Below are 19,071 nucleotides of genomic sequence, written 5' to 3'. Positions count from 1 at the left end.
TGGAGCTTCCGGGAAGGTTTTTGAGCGGGGAGGGTGTCTCTCCTAGCTTCCCGGAAGCTGTTTGGACGTGGAGTTTCCGGGAAGATTTCTGAGCGGGGAGGGTGTCTTTCCCACCTTCCCGGAAGCTGTTCTAATGAAAGGATGTGAATCATGAATCGTCAATTAACACAATCAGGCAGTTCGTCGCCAACGGCGACGGATCTTGGACGAGAGAATCTGGCCGCGTGGGAGGCCGCGCAGCCGGACAACTACTTCAACGCCGACCGCAATTTGCGCCGGATGTTAGCCTTCTACTGGGGTCAATCGCGCCTGCAACTGGTCGCGCCCCAGCTTTATCATTTTGGCCGTTATGCGGCCACCACCGTAGACGCCGCCGCGCGCACGGCGGACTTGCGCCACAATCTGCCGCAACTGGCCCGTTTTGATGGCATTGGCCGACGCATTGAGGATGTAGATTTTCACCCCAGCTACCACGAAGCGGGCCGCCACATCTATGGGTCGGGCATCATCTCCGTTTACGAGGAACCGGCGCAAAACCTGCTCGCCCTAACCCTGTTCTACATTTCCTCACAAAATGGGGAAGCGGGGCACAACTGCCCCGTGGCCTGCACTGCCGGCGCGGTGAAGGCGCTGCAGGCGGTTGGCTCCCCCTTCCTGCGCGAGACGTATCTCACCCGCTTGCTCGACCCCGACTACGATACCCTTTTCCACGCGGCCCAATTCCTCACGGAAGTGCAGGGCGGCTCCGACGTGGGCGCAAATGCGACTACGGCCACGCCATTGGACCCCCAGGAAGGGACGTGGTTGATTGAGGGCGAAAAGTGGTTCTGCTCCAACGTGACGGCGCACGTTATTTTGATGACGGCGCGCGTGGTGGACCAGGGAGAGGGCACGCGGGGTTTGGGACTGTTCCTGGTGCCGCGTTACCTGCCGGATGGCCGCCTGAATCATTACACCATCAATCGCCTGAAGGAGAAGTTGGGCACGCGAGCCATGGCCAGCGGCGAGGTGTTGTTCCAGGGGGCGCTGGCGTACCAGGTGGGGGAGGTGGCGGCGGGTTTCCGCAATGTGATGACGCATGTGATCAATACGTCGCGCCTGTACAATGCCGTAGGGACGACGGGTAATGCGCGCCGCGCCTATCTGGTGGCGCAAGCGTATGCCACGCATCGCCGCGCCTTTGACCGGGCTATTATTCATTTCCCGCTGGTGCAGGATTTGCTGGCGAAGATGCGGGCGGATACGATGGCGATGTTGTCCGGGTCGCTGCGGATTGCCTATTTGCTGGATCAGGAGGCGTTGGGGCGGGCGGAAGCGGAGGATGCGGGCTTTTTGCGTATGGCCTTGAATCTGAATAAGTTCCGTTCGGCGGTGTTGGCGCATGAGGTGATCCTGGCGGCGATTGAGTTGTTGGGTGGCAATGGGGCGATTGAGTCATTTTCGGTGCTACCGCGGCTGCTGCGGGATAACGTGGTGTATGAGAATTGGGAGGGGACGCACAATGTGCTGCTGGCGCAGGTGCAACGCGATATGCGCCGCTATAAGGTGCATGAGCCGTTTTTGCGGAAGCTGCGGCATCTGTTTAATGGAGCGGCGGCGCTGACGGAGTTGCGGCTGCAAGGGTTGGAGGCGGTGGAACAGATGGCGGCGGAGGTGGAGCAAGTGTTGGGGATGGATGAGTTGACTGCCGGCATTTACATGCGCCCCCTCATGACACGACTGACAGACCTGTACTACACCGCCTGCCTCGCGGCGGAAGCCGACTGGGAACTGCGAGAAAAGCAAGATCGGCTGAAGCAGCGCGTGGCGCTGTTTTTCTTCAGTCGGCGCGTGTTGGGGCGTGAACCGAAGGACATCCCCTACTACGACGACATGGTGGCGCGGCTGGCCGCCGAGCGATGAGTTCTGTTTTGCCTGCTTCGCGTTGTTCGTCACTGGGGCAATGGTTGGCGTTGAGCCGTGCCCGGCGGCTTTGGGCGTGGCTGTGGTGGGGTGTGGCGCTGCTGTTGGTGGGCTGCACCCAACCTGCGCCCACGCCGACACCGCTCCTCACGCGCACACCGACGATGACGCTGACGCCTGCCGTGGGCGTGTCCTTTGCTACGGTTGCGCCGCCGACGGTGGCCGTGATTCAGACGACGCCCACGCCGCTGCCGACGCCCACGGAGACGCCGACGCCGACCCCGATTGCCTATCAGGTGGTGGAGGGGGATACCATCTGGGTGATTGCGGCCAAGAGTTATCGCACGGTGGATGAGATTTTGGCTTTGAATCCGGGGGTGCGTCCGAATTTGCTACAAATTGGGCAGATGCTGCTGCTGCCGCCGCCGGCGACGCCTGTGTTTCAGGGTGGGGGCAGCACACCGGTGCCGATCCGGGTGGCGGTGGTGAGTGTGACGCCGTATCAGACGCCGCTGGATGGGTTGTGGTTGTTGGGGGAGGTGGTGAATGAGGGGGAAATGCCGGCACAAAACCTACAACTAACCCTTGATCTCCTCGACGCCGTCGGGGATGTGCAACAAACAACCACCGCCTGGGTGGTCGCGCCCGTCCTTCCGCCCGGTCAGCGTGCCCCCTTTGGCGTCTTGCTGCCGCGTCGTCCCGATGGATTTGCCGGCACGCGCATCTCCATCAGCGGCGGCGATACGGTCATTGACCTGGGCACGCGCTACCTGGACCTGGCGGTTACGGTGGATGAGGCGAATCTTGGGGAGAATCAGGCGAGACTGGCCGGGGTAATCACCAACGTGGGCGGTGCGTCGGCCACGCAGATTTTGCTGGTGGGCACATTTTATGATGCGCAAGAGCGCGTTACGGGTTATTATCAGCATGTTTGGACGGATGAAATGCCGGCAAGCGGGCAAATCCCCTTTTCCTTCGACATGACGCCGCCGGGTGGGCGGGCCGTATCCTACCAACTGGCGGCCTACGGGCTGCAAGCGGAACCTTAATGGCCGCCCAGAATTTAGTTCTCCCCAAGATTGATTCATTCTCCAAGAATGAACCAAACTGGAGAATGAACCAACAAGGATGCATAAATGCAAACCATCTTCCTCTACATCCTCCGTGGCGTGATGCGCCTGCTGCTGTTCATTGTGGGCAGTGCCCGCTTCTTTGGGCAGGAAAACATCCCGGCCAAAGGCCCCTTCATCATTGTTACCAACCATATGAGCAAAGCGGACGCGCCGCTGCTGTTCCTGGCGCTGCCCGTTCCGCCCATGCGTATTCGCTTCTTCGCGGGCGAAAAATGGGCCAAAAACATCGTTTATGGACCGTTGATGAAGGCGGGGGGCGCGGTTTACATCAACCGTGGCGAAGTGGACCGCAAAGCGTTAAAAGAGGCGATTGAGGCGATTGAAAGCGGCGAAGTCTTTGGTCTGGCTCCGGAGGGGACGCGCAGCCGCGTGGGGGCGCTGATTCAGGCGAAGGATGGGGCCGCTTATCTCGCCAGCCGCACCAACGCGCCGCTGCTGCCCGTGGCAGTGGTGAATACGGATGTGGTGGGGGAGAACTTTAAGCATTTGCGGCGGACCCGACTGGTATGCCATATCGGTCAGCCTATCCAACTGCCGGACCTGGGTCGCCGTGCGCGCACATCCGATCTGGCCGCCTATACGCATTACATTATGGTGCATATTGCCGGCATGTTGCCATCCCAATACCACGGTTATTACAAAGACAGCCCGGCCCTCGCCGCGCTGCTGCGTGGCGAAGACCCGTGGCCGTATTGTCTGCAAGCGGAAGGCGTGCAGCCTTAAAAGCCGCGTACCCCGCTACAGTTCGTAGATGTCGCTGAATTTGGCCGTGATGTAGCGCACAAAAGGTTCGTGGCTGAGCGGCTGGCCGGTGGCCTGCTGCACCAGTTCCGAAGGCGTGAATTTGCGCCCGTGGCGGTGGACATTATCGCGCAGCCATTGCAGCAAGGAGATAGGATCGCCTTGCTCCACGTCGGCGCGGATGGCCGGGTTTTGCTCCTGGGCGGCGGCGAAGAGCTGAGCGGCGTACAGGTTCCCCAGTGCATAGGTGGGGAAGTAGCCAAAACTGGGGCGGGACCAGTGGATGTCTTGCAAGCAGCCTTCGCGGTTGGTGGGGGGCGTGATGCCCAAAAGCTCTTGCATTTTGTCATTCCAGGCGGCGGGCACATCCGCGGCGGCCAGATCGCCGTTAATCAGCGCCTGTTCCAACTCAAAACGCAAGATAATGTGCAAATTATAGGTCAGTTCATCCGCTTCCACGCGAATGGTGGATGGCTGTACTTTGTTGATGGCGCGGTAGAAATCGGTGAGGTTGACCGCGCCCAGGGTGTCGGGGAAGAGGGCTTGCAGTTTGGGGAAATGGACGCGCCAGAAGCCGAGGCTGCGCCCGATGTTGTTTTCAATCATGCGCGATTGGGATTCGTGGATGCCGGAGGACGTGCCGCGCGCGAGGGGCGTGCGCGCCAGTTCTGGCCCCGTGCCCTGTTCGTACATGGCGTGGCCGGATTCGTGCAGCGTGCCAAAGAGGGAGGGGTTGAGGAAGTCGGGGTACCAGCGGGTGGTGATGCGCGCATCGTCCCGCGAGAAGCTGGTGGCGAAGGGGTGAGTGGCTGTGCCCAGGTGGCCGCGACTGAAGTCGTAACCGACGGCGGTGGCGATGTAGTGGGCGAATTCCTTTTGCCGGGCTACGTCGTAGGGTTGGCGCAGAATGCTGCTATTTACGGGTTTGTCGTGTTCCTGGATAGCGCGGAGGAGGGGGACGGTGGCTTCTTTGACGACGTTGAAGATGGCGCGCACCTGCGCGGTTTTGGCGTCGCGTTCGAATTTGTCGAGCAGGGGGTCGTATTTCTCGTCTTCGTAGCCGTAAAGGTCGGCCATTTCTTGTCCCAGAGCGACGACTTGCGCCAGCCAGGGCTGGAAGATGGCGAAGTCGTCCTGTGCGCGGGCGGCTTTCCAGGCGACGTTGGCCTGGGCGCTGATCTGGGTGCGGCGGGCGACGAATTCCGACGGCAATTTCGTGTTGATCTCGTAATCGTAGCGCAGATACCGTATCAGGCTGGCCGCAAAGGAATCGTACGCGGCGTCGTTGAGGCTGGCGGCGGCGTTTTCGATCAGGTCGCCCATTTCGGGGGAGGTTTGCAGGGTGTGGATGAGGCGGCTGAGGGTGGTCATTTGTTGGGTGCGTGCCGGCATTCCCCCTGCCGGCATATTCACTTCACGATCCCAACTTAGCAGCATCAGCGCCTTCTGCAAGTCGTGCAATTCGTTGACTTTTTCCAGGAGAATATCAAAAGGGGAGGTCATGGGAAGCTCTCTGTTGTGAACAGCGGATAGGTCGCGTCAAACGTACTGCCCGGCGCGGGCAGCCGCGACAATTGTACCTCGGAAAGTTAGCGGAGAAAAAGGTGACTACTAACGCTCTCTGGAGCTTGGCCGTTATCAGGGAAAAAGAAAAAGCGGGGACGGCGTGTATCAGAGCAAAGAGAGGAGATAAGGGGCGCTGCTGAGGAGGGGGGCAAGTTGCCACAACGGCAGCCAGCCCGCCGGCTCGCCACGGTAAGGCCAGTGCAGGATGTTGGTGGCGATGTAGTCGGCAATGGCCCAGAGTCCGAAGCAGCCCACGGAGCAGAGGATGATGGCGACGGCAATGGAGAGGATGAGACAGGATTGCGCCCAGGAGAAGCTGGTTGCCGGCATAACGCGCACCTTAGACGTTCTGTTAGCGGAGGTCACGGGGGCGCCGGGGCGCATCGTCTGTCGTCGTTCTCGCGGTGGCCGCGTCATCACATCCACCACTTCCCCCCGCCCCGTGCAGCCGTACGCCGTGCAGCGATTACCGTTTGCCTGCCAGCACGCCTTATGGTGGCGCGCCGCATCCTCCGGGCAGACGACCATTTCATCGCCGGCGCGAAATTCCTCTTTGCATAACGCGCAAGCCTCTCCGATGAAGGGAGAGGCCTGGTCAAGGTGGATGGGCGTTACAGCCATGATCAGTGATTGTGTGTTTATTTCAACGACTGGCCCGTTGCCTGAGCCTGTCGAAGGCAACAGGAGCTTCGACAAGCTCAGCCCACGAGAGGGTTAGCAGTTGCTGTCTACTCCAAAATGCGAATTGCCCGCAGCAGGCGCTCGAACCAGATGATCCAGAAGGGGCGGCGGCGCTCTTCCTGGCGGCGGCGCTGCTCTTCCGCCTTCAACCGCTTCTCATACCCATTGGGAGATGGCCGTGGGGTTTCCTTTGGCAGGTCGCCGTACGTGATCCGCATAATGGGACCTAAATCTTGCCCATAGGGGCGGCACTCGCTGCTGCCGCAGCCCAGGATGGCGCACTTGCCGCCGCTCTGCTCCCAGCACGCCTGGTGATAAAGCGTGCTACACTTGACGCAAACCACGGGCGCCAGGGACGCGCCATCCACGTTTTTTTCCACGGCGCTGGCGCAAATGGGGCAATTCAGGCTCAATTGGTTGGCCTGGCTGATGTCTTCGGTGGAAATAATGAGTGGATCGTTCTCGATCATCTTTAGAAGGCGGGTTAGAGACGCGCCCTATAGCGGGTTTTTGCGGGCGTTAACCGGTACCGATTTACAATCGTAACTGCTAAGCCAGATTGGCCCAATTTTCTTTAGTGAGCATGGCCATTGCGCGCGTAAAATTGGTGCAATTTCCAAAGAGCGTTAGTAGTTACTTACAATCAACAGTCAACGGAAACCAACTGCGGTTATTATACCATTGAACCGGGAGACGATGCAGCAGTCTTTCCTGCATTCATGCACCCGTTATGTTGCTGACAAGCTGTCCGCACATTTGCGCCAATTTAATTGCGGATAGCCACTTCGGGTCAATTCCCGAGCGAAGCCTTGATTAACGGATGCGCCCTTACCAGGCGTCGCGTGCCCAGGCGGGCCAGGGAAATTCGTAGGGATCCACGCGCGAGCGTTGGCGGTCCCAGCAGAAGAAGCCGGTGCGCTGGGCGCGGGGGTCCAGCACCAGGGCCACATGCCATATCTGCGTGAAGAAGTTCTGGTGGATGAACTGGTCCATGCCGGAGAGGAAAATCCCGAAGCCGGGATGGGTATGATACCAGCCGACGATGACGGCGTCTCCTTCGGGATACCGTTCCTGGAGTTTGTCGTTGATGTACCGCCAACTTTCCGGGGTGTAGGTGACGCTGGCACCGTGCATGCGCGTATGTTTGGCGATGATGATGTCGGTGATATGCACCAGGTAGCGGCCATCGGGTTGTTTTTCGGGAGGGGGACCTATGAGCATGCCGGCAACTTCCCGATTCATGCTTGAAAGTGCGTGTGCCTGGGTATCACGGAACGCCGGCTCGTTCATCAAAATATCCACCGCCGTCCAGGTTGAATGCCCCAGGGGACGCCGTTTTCCCAGAATGCGGATGTGTGGTGGGGATATGGGGCGTGCCGTCATGCCGGGGCGGGCTTCGCGTTCCTCATGCACCGGCTCCGATTCCGCCACCATGATGGCCGGTTCCTGTTCTTCGGCGACGGACGCGGGTTCTTCCGCCGCTTCTTGCGCCGGTTCCTGCGCGGGTTCTTGCGCCGCTTCTTGCGCCGCTTCTTGCGCCGCTTCTTGCGCCGGTTCGGGGATGGGTTTTGCCGGCACGCTTTCCGGCTCCAGGTCCGCTTGCGCCTTAACGTCCGCCGCCGGCGGCGCTGCTTCCGCCACGGTGTCCGCCAGTTCCCCGGTGGCCACGGGCGGGGTAAGCAGAATCATGTGATCCAGCAGGGTGTCCAGGGGTAGCGTTCCGCCGGTTGATTCCGCCAGGCACGCGCCAACGGTGATGTCTTCTTGCTGCTGCAGGTCCGCCAGCCGAATCGCCTGATACGCCTGCCAGACGTCGGCTTCCAGCGCATCGGCAAAGGTTTGTAGTTCCGCCAGCGTGCAATCGCCCAGCCGTTTGGCCTGGTCGTCGCCAATGTCCACCGTGTCTGAGGGGTGCATGATCACGCGGGCCGTAATCGCCTGGTCGTGGGATGGCAGGGAAATCGTAATGATTGCCAGGTAAGATGTTTCGTTGCTTTCAATCATGTGAGTGGTCCGTCAGGGCGGGGGGTCAGCGGGGCGCGGAAAGCAGTCGCTCTAGCAGCAAGGCCAGACTGATGATCAGGCTGAGGCTGCCGAGGAAAACGCCCCACCAGGGGCTGATGGGAGGCAGTCCGGGACCTACGTGTTGCGCCAGCATAACGCGGCTGCTGGTTTCGGTAAATGGTTCGTTCGTGATCTGCCAGCCGACGAGGCTACCGGGTTTCTGGTCGAGCCATTCGTAGAAGCCGGTGATGGGCAGAATCTGTTTGCCGTGGCTGGCGATTTCCCAGCCAAAGAAGCACGCTTCCTGGCGCAAGGGATCGACGACGAGGCCCACTTGCCAGGGGAGGGTGAAGGCGGCGGAGTGGACGACAACGTCATCGGCGGAGTAGAAGACGCCGAGGTCGGGGTGGGTGTGGAACCAGCCGACGATGTCCAGGTCAGGGTATTCGGCTTCGCGGGCGTGGTTGATGTGTGCCCAGGTGTCGGCTGTGAAGGTGAAGTGGACGGGGCCGTGGTCACTGCTGGGAGCGGGCATGGCGGCCAGGATTTCGACGAAGGTTTGCGCCTGATGCCGGCATACGTGCCCCAACAACGCGCCGCCTACTTCCCGATCCATATCGCTGATCGTGTGCGTCTGGATCTGCTGTATGGCATTCTGCGCCAGGATAACGCGCACCTGTTTTTGCTGGGGAAACTCGCCGTGGAGGACGACGTCGCCGCTGAATGCTGCCGGCATCGCCTGTGGCAGACTATCCAGCGCCGCCTGGTCAAGCCGTGGTCCCGATGGCACGTGCAGGCCCATGGGGGCGTCCGGCGACTCCGTTACCGTATCCGGTTCGCTAGAGAATGTTGATGCTGAGGTCATCTGCTTCCTCTTCATCGCCCAAGATAATCAGGTCATCCAGTGACTGTCCTTTTAGAGGGCGGTCATCAATTGGAAAGAGGTTTTTGTTGCGCAGCGCCCAACTGGCGGCCTGCGAATTCATGGGATCCATGGGGTCGAAGTTTTTGTATTGGATCATCTCCCCTAACGTGAGCAGCAGTTCGTCCAGTGTTTTGGCCGGCCACCAGGCGCCAATGCACACGGCGCCCGTGCGGTGAATATTGGGGTGGAAAATGGGGGTGAGCCATTTGAGCTGCGGCTGCTTCAGGGGGTATTCCGCATGCAAATAAACGGTCACTTCGTGCAGTTCACGGTAGACGGGGCGGTTGCTGGGGGTGAGTTTCTCCACGCCTTTGCAGGTGAAACGAATGCGATACCGCTCCGGGGGATCGCCGTCGGTGTCTATGATGAAGACGAATTCGCTCCGTTTGACCAGGTCGATGACGCGGTTGTGATCGTTCCGCAAACGGGTCTCACGAATATCATTGCTAAACGCCATGTACGCCTCCAGTGGCGCGAAAATGCCGGCATTTTTGCCTTACGCCGGCGTGAGTGGGGCCTGAAACCAGACCCCCACCAATCACGCGCTCCGGGTGAGAAATGCCGGCAGCCAGAAAAACCTGCAATAGCCCCGGGCATGTTCCTGCCGGCGGGTGCGGTGCAGTCCTGTGTCTCGTGGCCTTACGCCTGCGCCCCCGCCGTCACTTCCGGGAAGAGGCTGAGAATATCGTCATCCTTCACGCCGGCATCTTTCAAAGATTCCTCGTCGCCAATTCGCTTGCCAGATTCACGATGATCCAACCGGTACGTTATAGGATTCGCCCCCTGCGTGGTAGGCAGTCCCATTTTCGTAACCAGCGCCGGAATGAGGCGGCGCATGGGAACGTCGGCGGGAAGTTCCACCGGAGTCTTCTTCGAGCCAGTCGGATCATAGATGATTACTTTGACGCTTGCCATTAGTTTGGTTTCCTCCATAACGTGGGCGGAATCGCTTGTTTCTCATTACCCCAGACCGCCGTCGATCATAAAAGTCTGCCGGATTTTCGTGCTCTCTCCCGGATTAACATTTATCAGGGGCGGACGATTCCAAAAAAGTTCATACGCTAATTATTACGTGAAATGGAAAGGGGAGTTGCGTATTCTTGCTTGTTGGTGTCCCGCAAGAAACGGTGTTCCTCAGGTAAACTGAAGAAACGTCTCCATATCGCCGGACAGTTCCAGGTAAACGCTGTTGCGTCCATTGCGGGCACGAATGATGGACAGTGGCGGCAAGTCCAACGCTGCCAGCGAACGGTCCAGAAAATCCTCGTCCCCGCCGATACGGTGGGTCAACACCATCTCTCGCCGTCCACCACAGTTGGGGCAGACGGCTTGCGTTTCAAACAGCCGCGCCATGCGCTGAAAAACGGGCGTCTCCTGCTCGCAATCAAGGCAGCGCATCCCTGTCACCAACTCAAACCCCAGTTCCAGCACCGTGCCATCGCCCAACTGCTCCCGCGCCACCTGTAGTAGCTCGCTTACAGTGGTTTCCGCCGCGCGCGCGAGCGGCAGTTCCCGGATCGGTTCCATTGTCGCGTGGCTCATGCACATTTCCTTGACGGGATATTCAGTCGTGTACACGTCGTTTGTCAAGCCGTTAATCAGTAGCCCTTTACCCGCCTGCACTTCCATTCCGTGCAGCAGTTTCAACGCTTCTTGCGTCTGGAAGGCGGCCACAATAGAGGCGCTGGTGGGGGTTGTGGGCACTTTGCCTTGCAGAATATTCTCCCGTGCCAGCAGAGGGCAGGAGTAGCGCAAATTGATGATCTGGTAATCCAGGTCGGTGAGTGTGCATTCATAGCACGCACCCTGTCCGGGCCAGAACACGCGCACAATGCCCATCAACTCTTGAATCGCGCCATCGACCCACGGCTTGTTGATCGCCCAGCTAAAACGATTGATGGACAGGCGCGCTTCCCGATTGTCCAGGCAACCAATGATGGCATCCACGTGGCGGAACACACCCAACCCCATTTCGAAATTGATGTTGCCATGCCAGGCCATCACGTTTACGTCCGGGTTGAGCTGCTTTACGCGCTCGGCGGCTACGTCCACTTTGCGCCGCCCGTTGTCGCCCTGGCGAAACAGGACGGAGCGGCTCAGGTTGCTGTCTTCGATGGTGTCGAAATCCACAATAAGTAGGTTGCCAATGCCCATTAGAGCCAGGTTTTTGAGTACTTCGTTGCCCAATGCCCCCGCGCCCACGACCATGACGGTGGCCTCGCGTACTACCTCCTGCTTCCACCAACTTATGTAGCCAAATGTGTGGTAGCGGTCGGTGTCGGGATCGGTGATGACGATAGGAGTTGTCATAAAGGGTTCCTTTCATCTTCCCGGAAGCTCGATTTCAAGCTCAACACGCCGCATTATTCAGCTCATTTGGCATCAAAACAGCTTCCGGGAAGTTTGATTATCGTCCGCGCAGGCGAGCAGCGGGCGCGGAGATGAAGTTCTGCGTGACGACCAGTGTGCCATCGCGGCTGTAGGCAATGCCGATGCCCACGTGCGTCCAGATGGGATTGAGCAGGTTGCCGCGATGGTTGGAGAGGCTGCGCGGCTGGTTCATGAAGGCGTCATGGATTTCGTGTAACCCTTGTTCGCCGTGGCTGGCTTCGCCATAGACGATGCCAATGTTTTCGCCGCAAGCCAGGTAGCGGATGTGCCCCTGATCCAGCCGTTGCGCGGCGGTGACGCCTTCCGGCGTGACGTGTGCCACGTATTGTCGCTGTAGCATGTCCTGGGAATGACCGCGGGCGATATTCGCCAGTTCGTCCTGCCAGGTGAGTTGGCCGGTGCTTAACCAGCCGGGGAGGTGCATTTGCCGCGCCTGGTTCAGCAGCGCGAACATGACCTGCTCCAGGCGGCGCAGCTCTGGGTCTGGTTGGGCTTGCGGAGGGGCGGGCGTCAGGTCGTCCAGGGTGATGCGCAATGTAGGCGCGGTGGGCGCAGCGCGTAGCGCGGGCGTCTCGTCTCCACCCGGCACGGTTGACGGGGTGGATGGTGGTGTCATGTCCGCGGGCGTGATAATCACCACGTCGGGCATGGGGGGCTGCGCCCGCGTCAACCGGTGGGCGCGGGCGATGTCTTCTTCGGTCAGTTGCAACCAGTCGTCCATGTTCGTTTGCATTCAGTGACGTGGTGAGCAGCCGGTGGGGTTACGCCTGGTATTGGCGGTAGAAGGGCAGCGTAAACTCGGTGCGGTCGGCGTTGAGGGTGATGGCTTTGCGTTCGATGTTGCCGCCGAGGTCTTGCGGCCAGGTGACTTCGACCTGGTAGGTGAGTCCTTCGGTTTCCTTGACGGGTAGTTCGCAGAGGAAGTGTCCGTCACGGTTGGTTGTGCCGGCAACTTCCGCGCGCACACGACGACAAGAGACCCGTACCTGCACCCCATACAGGCCGGGACCGTCTGCTACTTGCTGCACCAGCACCCGCAGCTTTGTGGACCTTGCCTGGCTGCCTGCCGCGCGCCGCTGCCCCACGCTCAGGCTGGGGCGGCGGCTGGTTGCCGAATTGGGCATGATCACGGCGGACGGTGGCAGCGGGCTGGGGGGTGTGGGCGCGGGCGGCGGTGGATCGACGCGCAGTGGCGCGGGTGGCGCGGCCTGGCGCACGTCCTCGTCCGTGATGACGAGCGGTTCGCCGCGAGTAACGGGTGGTGGGGTTTCTTGATCCGTCGGCGGCTGCACGTGCAGCACGTCCCGCGCAACCTCCGGGTAACGCACGGGGATGGGGGGGCGGTAGACGGAGGGGGCGGGCACGACGGGGGTGTCTACGTGGGGCATGGTGTCCAATGTGGTGCTTTCTGTGTGCAGGATGTGTCCGGAAAAGGCCAATTGGCGGCGCAGGCGGTCGCGTTCCGTGGGGGAGCGTTGGACTTGCTGGCGTATGAATTGGGCGGTGTCTTTGAGTAAAATGCCGGCAGGACTGAATCCATCCGGCGGCGAAGCAGGGTCAAGCTGGTGCAGCGGAAACCCGCGTTTCCAGGCGTAAGCGGCCACTGCCAGCGGCAGCCAGGGCAGCGTTGCCGGGGCGCTCGTGGCCGCCGCGCTGGCGGTGGCCAGTCCCACGGCTTCCGCGCTTTCGCTCAGCCCACTTTCGTGCAGCAGGTCGTGTAGCGCCAGCCGCGCCGCGCCTTCGTCCGCCATCAGGCGATCAAAATCGCCCAGCGTGGGGTCGTCGATGACTTCCGTTACCCGCAGTAGTGCCCTGGCTCGTGATTCCGTAAATGCCGGCACGCGCTCATACCCACGGTTCAACTCTTTAATGAGCCACTCCGCCAACCGCTGTATGAAATCAGCCAACTGGATCGGATCTCGAATGGAACGAACAAGCCGCGTGGATTGATTCTCCATCTTAACCTTTTTCCCTTCCGCCTTCTATCTTTCTCTTCTGCTTTTTCAAACCGCCAGATTGCTTTCCAGCTTATGCAGTCCTTCCCAGACGCGCATCAGCTCTTCCAGGTCGGAGACGGATTCCAGGTCCACTTCCATCGCCGTGCGCAGGTCGGCGTCGTACAATTTGCGGTCATGCTGGCGCAGCATGGGTTTCACCAGATGATTATTGAAGTCCCGCTCCGCTTTGGTTGCTTCCAGCCAGAAGAGACGGCGCAGCCGTGGCAGCAGTTCGTCGTCGCTGAACAGGTCATCCATGATGGATTGGAAAATCGCGCGCGTTTTCTGGCCGATGTTGTCCAGTTTGTCCGCGTAGCTGGGACCGAGGTCTACATCCAGGTCGGCGCGGCTGAAGGCGCTTTCCTCGCCGGGGAACTTGATGGTGAAGTCGGCGGCGGGCGGTGTATCCAGGATGTTGATCTCGAATTCATCTTCGGCGATGGCTGTTGGCGCGGGCGTGGGCGCGGTGTCCGTGGTCGCGTGCCGCGCCAGGATAGATTGCGCCTCAGCCACGACTTCGCGCCGCACTTCGGCGGGGCCGTGCAGAGCCAGGTCCAGGATGCGGTCGTTATCCGCGAGGGTGACCTCTTTCTCGCCCATTTCCAGGCGGTGGTTGATGGAGCGTTCCGGTTTGACGAGTTCGTACATGGTTGCCTGCCGGCATACTTCGCGGAAATTCACCCCCACACGTTGCACAATACGGCGGTAGGCGTCGTCCAGGGTCAGTGCCTCACCCGGCGCATCCGGCAGGGCGTATGTGTATGCCTGCTCATAGCTGGCCCGCTGCAAACGGGTCAGGATGTCGTGCGCCTCCAACGTGCGCTGTAGTTCGCCCGCCATAATTTCGGCGATTTCCGGCATGAAGAGGGAGATGCTGTCCTGCATGACGAGTTCGACCTGGTAGAGAATGCGCTTGATGGGGACTTCAATGCCGGCACTTCCCCACACCAGATTGTCATACATCACATCCCGATCATCCCAATGCGTCGTGCCATAACTCTCCAGCAGCGTATCCACCTCCCGCTGCACCGCGTCCTGCACCATGCGCTTCACCCCGCTCAGGGTCGGGCGCAGCAAATCGCGGAAGCGCGTATCGCTGTTCGTGCGCTGGCTCAGTTCCAGCAGCGCATCGTGGAACGCCCGCGGCAGCGCCTTCTGCTGCCGCAGCAGCACATTCTCAAACCGCCGCTCTTGCATCGTCTCCCAACTGCTGGCAAACGGTGGATGCACCCCCCGGTTGCCCAACTGCTGCTCGTAATACAGACGCAGCGCGTGCAGTGCGTTCCGAATGCGCGTGGCCGCCTCGCGCAGTTGCCCGCGCACTCGTTCGTTCTGAATAAACGTGATCAGATTGTCGCGCAGCAGCGGCACTTCGCTCAATTCCAGCAGGGCCGCCTTTGTATCCGGGTGCAGCGGATCGCTGATGTCCACCGGCCCCAACTGGTCCTTAAACACCTTGGCGATGCGCTCTGTCTCGCTGGCGAACTCCGCCGGCGCGTGGTCCGGGTCCTGCAAGTAAAGCGCGGGCGGCGCCATGATCAGGAAGTAAGGGCGGTGATTGCCGCGCTCGCGGTAGCGGTCCCAGTAGTTGGGCGCAATGTAGCGCGTGACTTCCTTCACTTCCAGTTCCGCTTCCGGTAGACCGGAATTGAGGCGATCAAACGCCTGACGGATGTTGCCGCCGTTCACGGCCAGGAAGATTTTCGCCGCTGCTTCGTCCAGGTCGCCGCCGCTGAGTCCATAAAGGCGATTCTCCTTGATCCAATGCACAGCGGACATGGACTTCATTTCGTCTACGCGCTGCCGTCCTGCGTCCGTCACCATCACGATCATCGCGTCTTCCCGCTTCATTTCTTCCAACGTAATCGCCTCGTGCAACTTCATGCCGGCACCCAGGCCGGGCACATCCACGATGCGCAAATAGCCGTTCATGAGGATGTCGGGAATGCCGCTGCGCGGTTGAATGCGGAACGTGGCCGAGCGCACCAGGCGAATTTGTCGCTCGCTGCTCCCCTTGAACCCATCCTCGCGCAAATTCTTCAGCGCGTTTTCGCTATCCAACGGCAGCGAACGGGGCGCGGCCACGCCGTTGGCGTACATGTCGCGGTGCTGCTCCCATGTGCTAATGCAGTCCAGCAAAATCTCCAGATACTCATCCCGCTCCGTCTTCGCTTCATCCCGCGTATTTTCGATGATGCCTTCAATTGTCTCCCGCGCCTGCTTTCGCTCCTCATCGTTCGTGATGTCGAATCCCTCCAACTCGCTCAGTTGACACAGACGACGGACCCGCTCCGCGAACTCGTCCGCCGTCCAGTAGGTCAGCGTTAACGACTCCGCTTCATTGGCGGCGGTCTGTTCGATGTACACAATCGTGCCCGTGACCGCCGTCACCGCCCCCGTGGGCAGCAAGTTACGCCCCAGCAGGGCGTTGATCAGGGTGCTCTTGCCCACGCCGGTGCCGCCAAAAAAGACCAGCGTGTAGGTGCGCTGCTCTAAAATTTTCTGCGCTTCGTCGATGCTGTGCCGCGCCTGGGGCACGGCGCGAATGAGGTAGTCGCGGGTGTTGTCAATGGCCCGCTGTAGCGCCACCCACTGTTCCACCTGCGTCGGACTGATATGGGGCAAAGTGGAAAGGGATGAAGCCAATTCGCTATATTTGTCGGTTTGTTTCTTGGGCATCTTGTCCGTTCTCCTGGAACTGGGGAGCGAGGTCCATATGACGCTCTGTTTTCCAGATGGGGCGCTATCGCCAGCGGAACCCATCCAGCCATTATTCTGGGCTGATAAATTCATCCCCTTTACGCGGTCAAGGCGGAAAGGTTGCGATCACCCGTGAAAAACCGGGTTTTTATCAAAAACCCGGTTTTTAGCGCATTGATGTTCCTCCCGTAGCGGGGTTTAATGGTGTCGCCCAACGTCGTGTTTCTTGTGAGGTGCTGTCCATGAACAATCCAGAGCCAGATAAAGAAAGGAAGCCTGCCATAAAAAAGCGAACATGGCTGATAGCGGCAGGGCTGATATTTGTGCCTACATTGATGCTGCTGATCTTGACCCTGGCCGTGCAACCGTTGCTGCCCGCGCCCTGGAATAATGCGCTGATTGTCTTCGGCATTGTGTTTGCGGCGGTGTTGGCGGGACTTTCAGGCGTGCTGGATACGCTTGTCCTGGCCGGCAAGTTGAGCGGTGAAGGAGAAGCGCCGGGGGTCGTCGAATCCGTTGTAGCCACGGGAACTGGGGCTCAAGCGATCCAGAACACCGGCAGTCTGATCATGGGCGAAGTCAATGTCAATCTCCTCACGCAAGAGGCGGCAGCCGTGTTCCTGGACGGTATCAGCGGATTTGCGGCGACCGACATGCACCAGGCGACGGAACAGTATTTGCGGACTTTGGCAAATCGGTATCAATACCTGGAGTTCAAAGGTATGGGCGTTGTGGATCGCGTACCGCTGCGCTTGCCGCTGTTGCAAATGTACGTGCCCTTGCGGGCACGGATTGAGCTGCCTGAAGGGGAAACGTGGGCGCGAGACCTACGCCTGGCGGGGCGACTGGCCAGCGAGGAAGAGCAGGAAGCGATTGGCCGCCGCGTGAGTGAACCGCAGCCGGTATTGGCGCTGCTGCTGCAGCATCCGGGTCTTATTATTCTGGGGGACCCTGGCGCGGGCAAGACGACGTTCCTCAAATACTTGGCGCTCTGCCTGGCTTTGGGGCAAGATGTGGGGTTGGGTCAGCGATTGCCTGTACTGTTGCCGCTGTCCGCCTACGCCAACCAGTTGACGCGGCGGGACCTGGCCCTGGTGGATTTCATTGCCGCCTATTATCAGGGACTTGTCGGGCGCGATTTGCCGCTGGAACGGTTGTTAAGGGCGGCGCTGGGCGAAGGGCGCGCGTTGTTGCTGCTGGATGGGCTGGACGAGGTGAAGGACCCGGGCCAGCGGCGGCGCGTGGTGGAGCGGGTGGCACAGTTTTTCAGCTATTGGCAGCAGCAGGGAATAAATTTATCCTTACCAGTCGCATTGTTGGCTACCGCGAGGTGCGCCCCACCGTCGCGGGGGTGATGGAATGCACCCTGGATGATTTTGACCAGGCGGAAAAGGAAACGTTTGTGGAGAAGTGGACGGCGGCCATTGAGTGGGCGGCGCAGGATCACGCGGAATTAGCGGCGCAAGCGGCGGCGCGGGAAAAAGGAGATTTACTGGCGGCGATTAACAATAATCCCGGCGTGCGCCGGTTGGCGGCCAACCCACTGCTGCTGACGATTCTGGCGTTGATGAAGCGGCAAGGGGTGACGCTGCCGGAACGACGAGTTGAACTGTATGAGCAGTATGTGCGTACCCTCTTGCAGCATTGGAACCTGGCGCGCGGTCTGGATGCGCCCGCGATCCACAGCCTGGACCCCGGGGAAACGCTGAAAGTGCTGGCGCCGTTGGCACTGTGGATGCACGAAACCAGTCCGGGCGTGGGATTGGTGAAGCAGCAGGTGCTGCGGCGGCAGTTGACGGCCATTTGCCATGAACGGGGATGGCCGGAGCCAGAAAAGGCGGCGAAACAGTTCTTACAGGATGCCCGCGACCACGCCGGTTTGTTGGTGGAGCGGGGGCAGGGGACATATGGTTTCCTGCATCTGACGTTTCAGGAGTACCTGGCGGCGGTGGCCGTGGCGCAAAAAGGGCAGAGCGACCCACAGCCTGTGGTGGACGCGCTGGCGGCGCGGCTGGATGATGACGGTTGGCGCGCTATCCCGTCACTGTGGCCCGGTATCGCCTGTTCGTGGAAGCAACAGGACACAGGGTTGTGGATGTAGACAGTTTACGCGATGCGCCAAACCGACCTGTGCGCTGGATTACGTGGTATGAAGCGTTGTTTTTTTTGCCGTTGGTTGACGGAATTGTGGCGGGAGCGGCTGCCTGCAGGCTGCGTTGTAACGCTGCCCTCGGAGGTAGAGTGGGAGAAGGGGGCGCGCGGCGGGTTGCTCATTCCCGCGCCCGGTGCGGCGCACATACGCGCCGCGGCCGACGCCGATTTCGCCCCCGCGCCCGGCGCGCCTGCTTTGGAGGAAAACCCGCTGCCGCGCCGCCGCTATCCCTGGGGCGACGACTTCGACGCGGGCAAGGCCAATACAGAGGAAGGCGGCGTCGGCGAGACCAACGCCGTGGGCGCGTTCCCGCGCGGCGAGACCCCTTATGGCTGTCTGGAGATGAGCGGCAACGTGTGGGAGTGGACGCGCGCCATTGGCAGGTGTACTCGTACCAGTTGAATGGGAAGCGGGAGGATTTGGCCGCGGGCGCCACCGTCCCGCGCGTCCTTCGCGGCGGCGCATATTATGCAAACAATGCTCGCGCCCGCTGCTCGTTCCGCCTCAGGCGCTACCCGTACAACCACTCCAGGTACGACGGGGTGCGGCTGGCGGTGTCCCCATTTCCCTTTGACCTTTGCCCCTTTGGTCTTTGATCTTTTTTGGGGGGAGTTTGAGGGGGTTTCCCCCTCAACGTCGGCCGGTAAGCATCTTCCCGGAAGCTGTTACCCAGGGCCATCATCTGTGAATGGGCTTCCGGGAAGATTGTTTACACAGGAGAATCTTGTGACAAGGGAAGAAATACCGATTTTCACGCGCACGTTTGATTTCCTGGTCTGGCTGATGCCGGTCACCAACCATTTCCCGCGTGTCTACCGTCACACCTTCACACAGCGGCTGCTTGATTCGGCGGGTGCGCGGGGTTTTTGTTGACACCGT

At 60.3% G+C, this 19,071-nt stretch carries 18 protein-coding genes; 7 read left to right on the top strand and 11 right to left on the bottom strand.

The window, feature by feature from the left end:
* Positions 1 to 150: 150 nt before the first annotated feature.
* From H6650_09345 to H6650_09335, 3 genes are all read left to right on the top strand, one after another.
* Positions 151 to 1,902, top strand: coding sequence for an acyl-CoA dehydrogenase family protein (locus tag H6650_09345; protein ID MCB8952201.1), 1,752 nt, complete (start codon positions 151 to 153; stop codon positions 1,900 to 1,902).
* 8 nt (positions 1,903 to 1,910) lie between these two features.
* A complete protein-coding gene (locus H6650_09340; protein MCB8952200.1) occupies positions 1,911 to 2,951 on the top strand; it encodes a LysM peptidoglycan-binding domain-containing protein in 1,041 nt (346 codons plus the stop codon).
* Between the two features lie 87 nt (positions 2,952 to 3,038).
* Positions 3,039 to 3,758 (top strand): 1-acyl-sn-glycerol-3-phosphate acyltransferase, encoded by a 720-nt coding sequence (locus H6650_09335; GenBank protein ID MCB8952199.1) that lies wholly within the window; start codon positions 3,039 to 3,041, stop codon positions 3,756 to 3,758.
* A 15-nt stretch (positions 3,759 to 3,773) separates the two neighbouring features.
* Here the strand turns inward: H6650_09335 and H6650_09330 are convergent, their stop codons facing one another.
* The 11 genes from H6650_09330 to H6650_09280 all read right to left on the bottom strand — a co-directional run bounded on the left by H6650_09330 (position 3,774) and on the right by H6650_09280 (position 16,019).
* Entirely contained in the window at positions 3,774 to 5,279 is a 1,506-nt protein-coding gene (locus H6650_09330) for a carboxypeptidase M32 (protein ID MCB8952198.1), read from the bottom strand.
* Between the two features lie 168 nt (positions 5,280 to 5,447).
* On the bottom strand, positions 5,448 to 5,963 hold the full coding sequence (locus tag H6650_09325) for a hypothetical protein (GenBank protein ID MCB8952197.1): 516 nt from the start codon (positions 5,961 to 5,963) through the stop codon (positions 5,448 to 5,450).
* Positions 5,964 to 6,070: 107 nt separating this feature from the next.
* Positions 6,071 to 6,493: a hypothetical protein gene (locus tag H6650_09320; GenBank protein MCB8952196.1), complete on the bottom strand. Its 423-nt coding sequence runs from the start codon at positions 6,491 to 6,493 to the stop codon at positions 6,071 to 6,073.
* Positions 6,494 to 6,851: 358 nt separating this feature from the next.
* Positions 6,852 to 8,027 (bottom strand): hypothetical protein, encoded by a 1,176-nt coding sequence (locus tag H6650_09315; GenBank protein MCB8952195.1) that lies wholly within the window; start codon positions 8,025 to 8,027, stop codon positions 6,852 to 6,854.
* A gap of 25 nt (positions 8,028 to 8,052) precedes the next feature.
* The gene (locus H6650_09310; protein MCB8952194.1) at positions 8,053 to 8,892 is read right to left on the bottom strand and encodes a Mov34/MPN/PAD-1 family protein; all 840 of its coding nucleotides are present in this window, start codon (positions 8,890 to 8,892) and stop codon (positions 8,053 to 8,055) included.
* On the bottom strand, positions 8,867 to 9,409 hold the full coding sequence (locus H6650_09305; protein ID MCB8952193.1) for a hypothetical protein: 543 nt from the start codon (positions 9,407 to 9,409) through the stop codon (positions 8,867 to 8,869). Before H6650_09305 ends, H6650_09310 begins: the two co-directional genes overlap by 26 nt.
* 182 nt (positions 9,410 to 9,591) lie before the next feature.
* Entirely contained in the window at positions 9,592 to 9,867 is a 276-nt protein-coding gene (locus H6650_09300; protein ID MCB8952192.1) for an EsaB/YukD family protein, read from the bottom strand.
* A 219-nt stretch (positions 9,868 to 10,086) separates the two neighbouring features.
* On the bottom strand, positions 10,087 to 11,262 hold the full coding sequence (locus tag H6650_09295) for a ThiF family adenylyltransferase (GenBank protein ID MCB8952191.1): 1,176 nt from the start codon (positions 11,260 to 11,262) through the stop codon (positions 10,087 to 10,089).
* 97 nt (positions 11,263 to 11,359) lie between these two features.
* Positions 11,360 to 12,064 (bottom strand): CAP domain-containing protein, encoded by a 705-nt coding sequence (locus tag H6650_09290; GenBank protein MCB8952190.1) that lies wholly within the window; start codon positions 12,062 to 12,064, stop codon positions 11,360 to 11,362.
* A gap of 40 nt (positions 12,065 to 12,104) precedes the next feature.
* Positions 12,105 to 13,301: a hypothetical protein gene (locus H6650_09285; GenBank protein ID MCB8952189.1), complete on the bottom strand. Its 1,197-nt coding sequence runs from the start codon at positions 13,299 to 13,301 to the stop codon at positions 12,105 to 12,107.
* Between the two features lie 45 nt (positions 13,302 to 13,346).
* Positions 13,347 to 16,019, bottom strand: coding sequence for a dynamin family protein (locus H6650_09280; protein ID MCB8952188.1), 2,673 nt, complete (start codon positions 16,017 to 16,019; stop codon positions 13,347 to 13,349).
* Between the two features lie 344 nt (positions 16,020 to 16,363).
* Between H6650_09280 and H6650_09275 the strand changes: the two genes are divergently transcribed.
* The 4 genes from H6650_09275 to H6650_09260 all read left to right on the top strand — a co-directional run bounded on the left by H6650_09275 (position 16,364) and on the right by H6650_09260 (position 19,065).
* Complete coding sequence (locus H6650_09275) at positions 16,364 to 17,395, top strand: NACHT domain-containing protein (GenBank protein MCB8952187.1); 1,032 nt, start codon at positions 16,364 to 16,366, stop codon at positions 17,393 to 17,395.
* Complete coding sequence (locus H6650_09270) at positions 17,371 to 18,141, top strand: hypothetical protein (protein MCB8952186.1); 771 nt, start codon at positions 17,371 to 17,373, stop codon at positions 18,139 to 18,141. Before H6650_09275 ends, H6650_09270 begins: the two co-directional genes overlap by 25 nt.
* Positions 18,142 to 18,189: 48 nt before the next feature.
* A complete protein-coding gene (locus H6650_09265) occupies positions 18,190 to 18,594 on the top strand; it encodes an SUMF1/EgtB/PvdO family nonheme iron enzyme (GenBank protein MCB8952185.1) in 405 nt (134 codons plus the stop codon).
* A gap of 324 nt (positions 18,595 to 18,918) precedes the next feature.
* Positions 18,919 to 19,065, top strand: a complete 147-nt coding sequence (locus tag H6650_09260) for a hypothetical protein (protein MCB8952184.1) — start codon at positions 18,919 to 18,921, stop codon at positions 19,063 to 19,065.
* Positions 19,066 to 19,071 lie beyond the last annotated feature (6 nt).

The organism is Ardenticatenales bacterium (genome assembly GCA_020634515.1).
GTDB lineage: Bacteria > Chloroflexota > Anaerolineae > Promineifilales > Promineifilaceae > JAGVTM01.
This window is presented reverse-complemented; position numbering and strand designations above follow the sequence as displayed.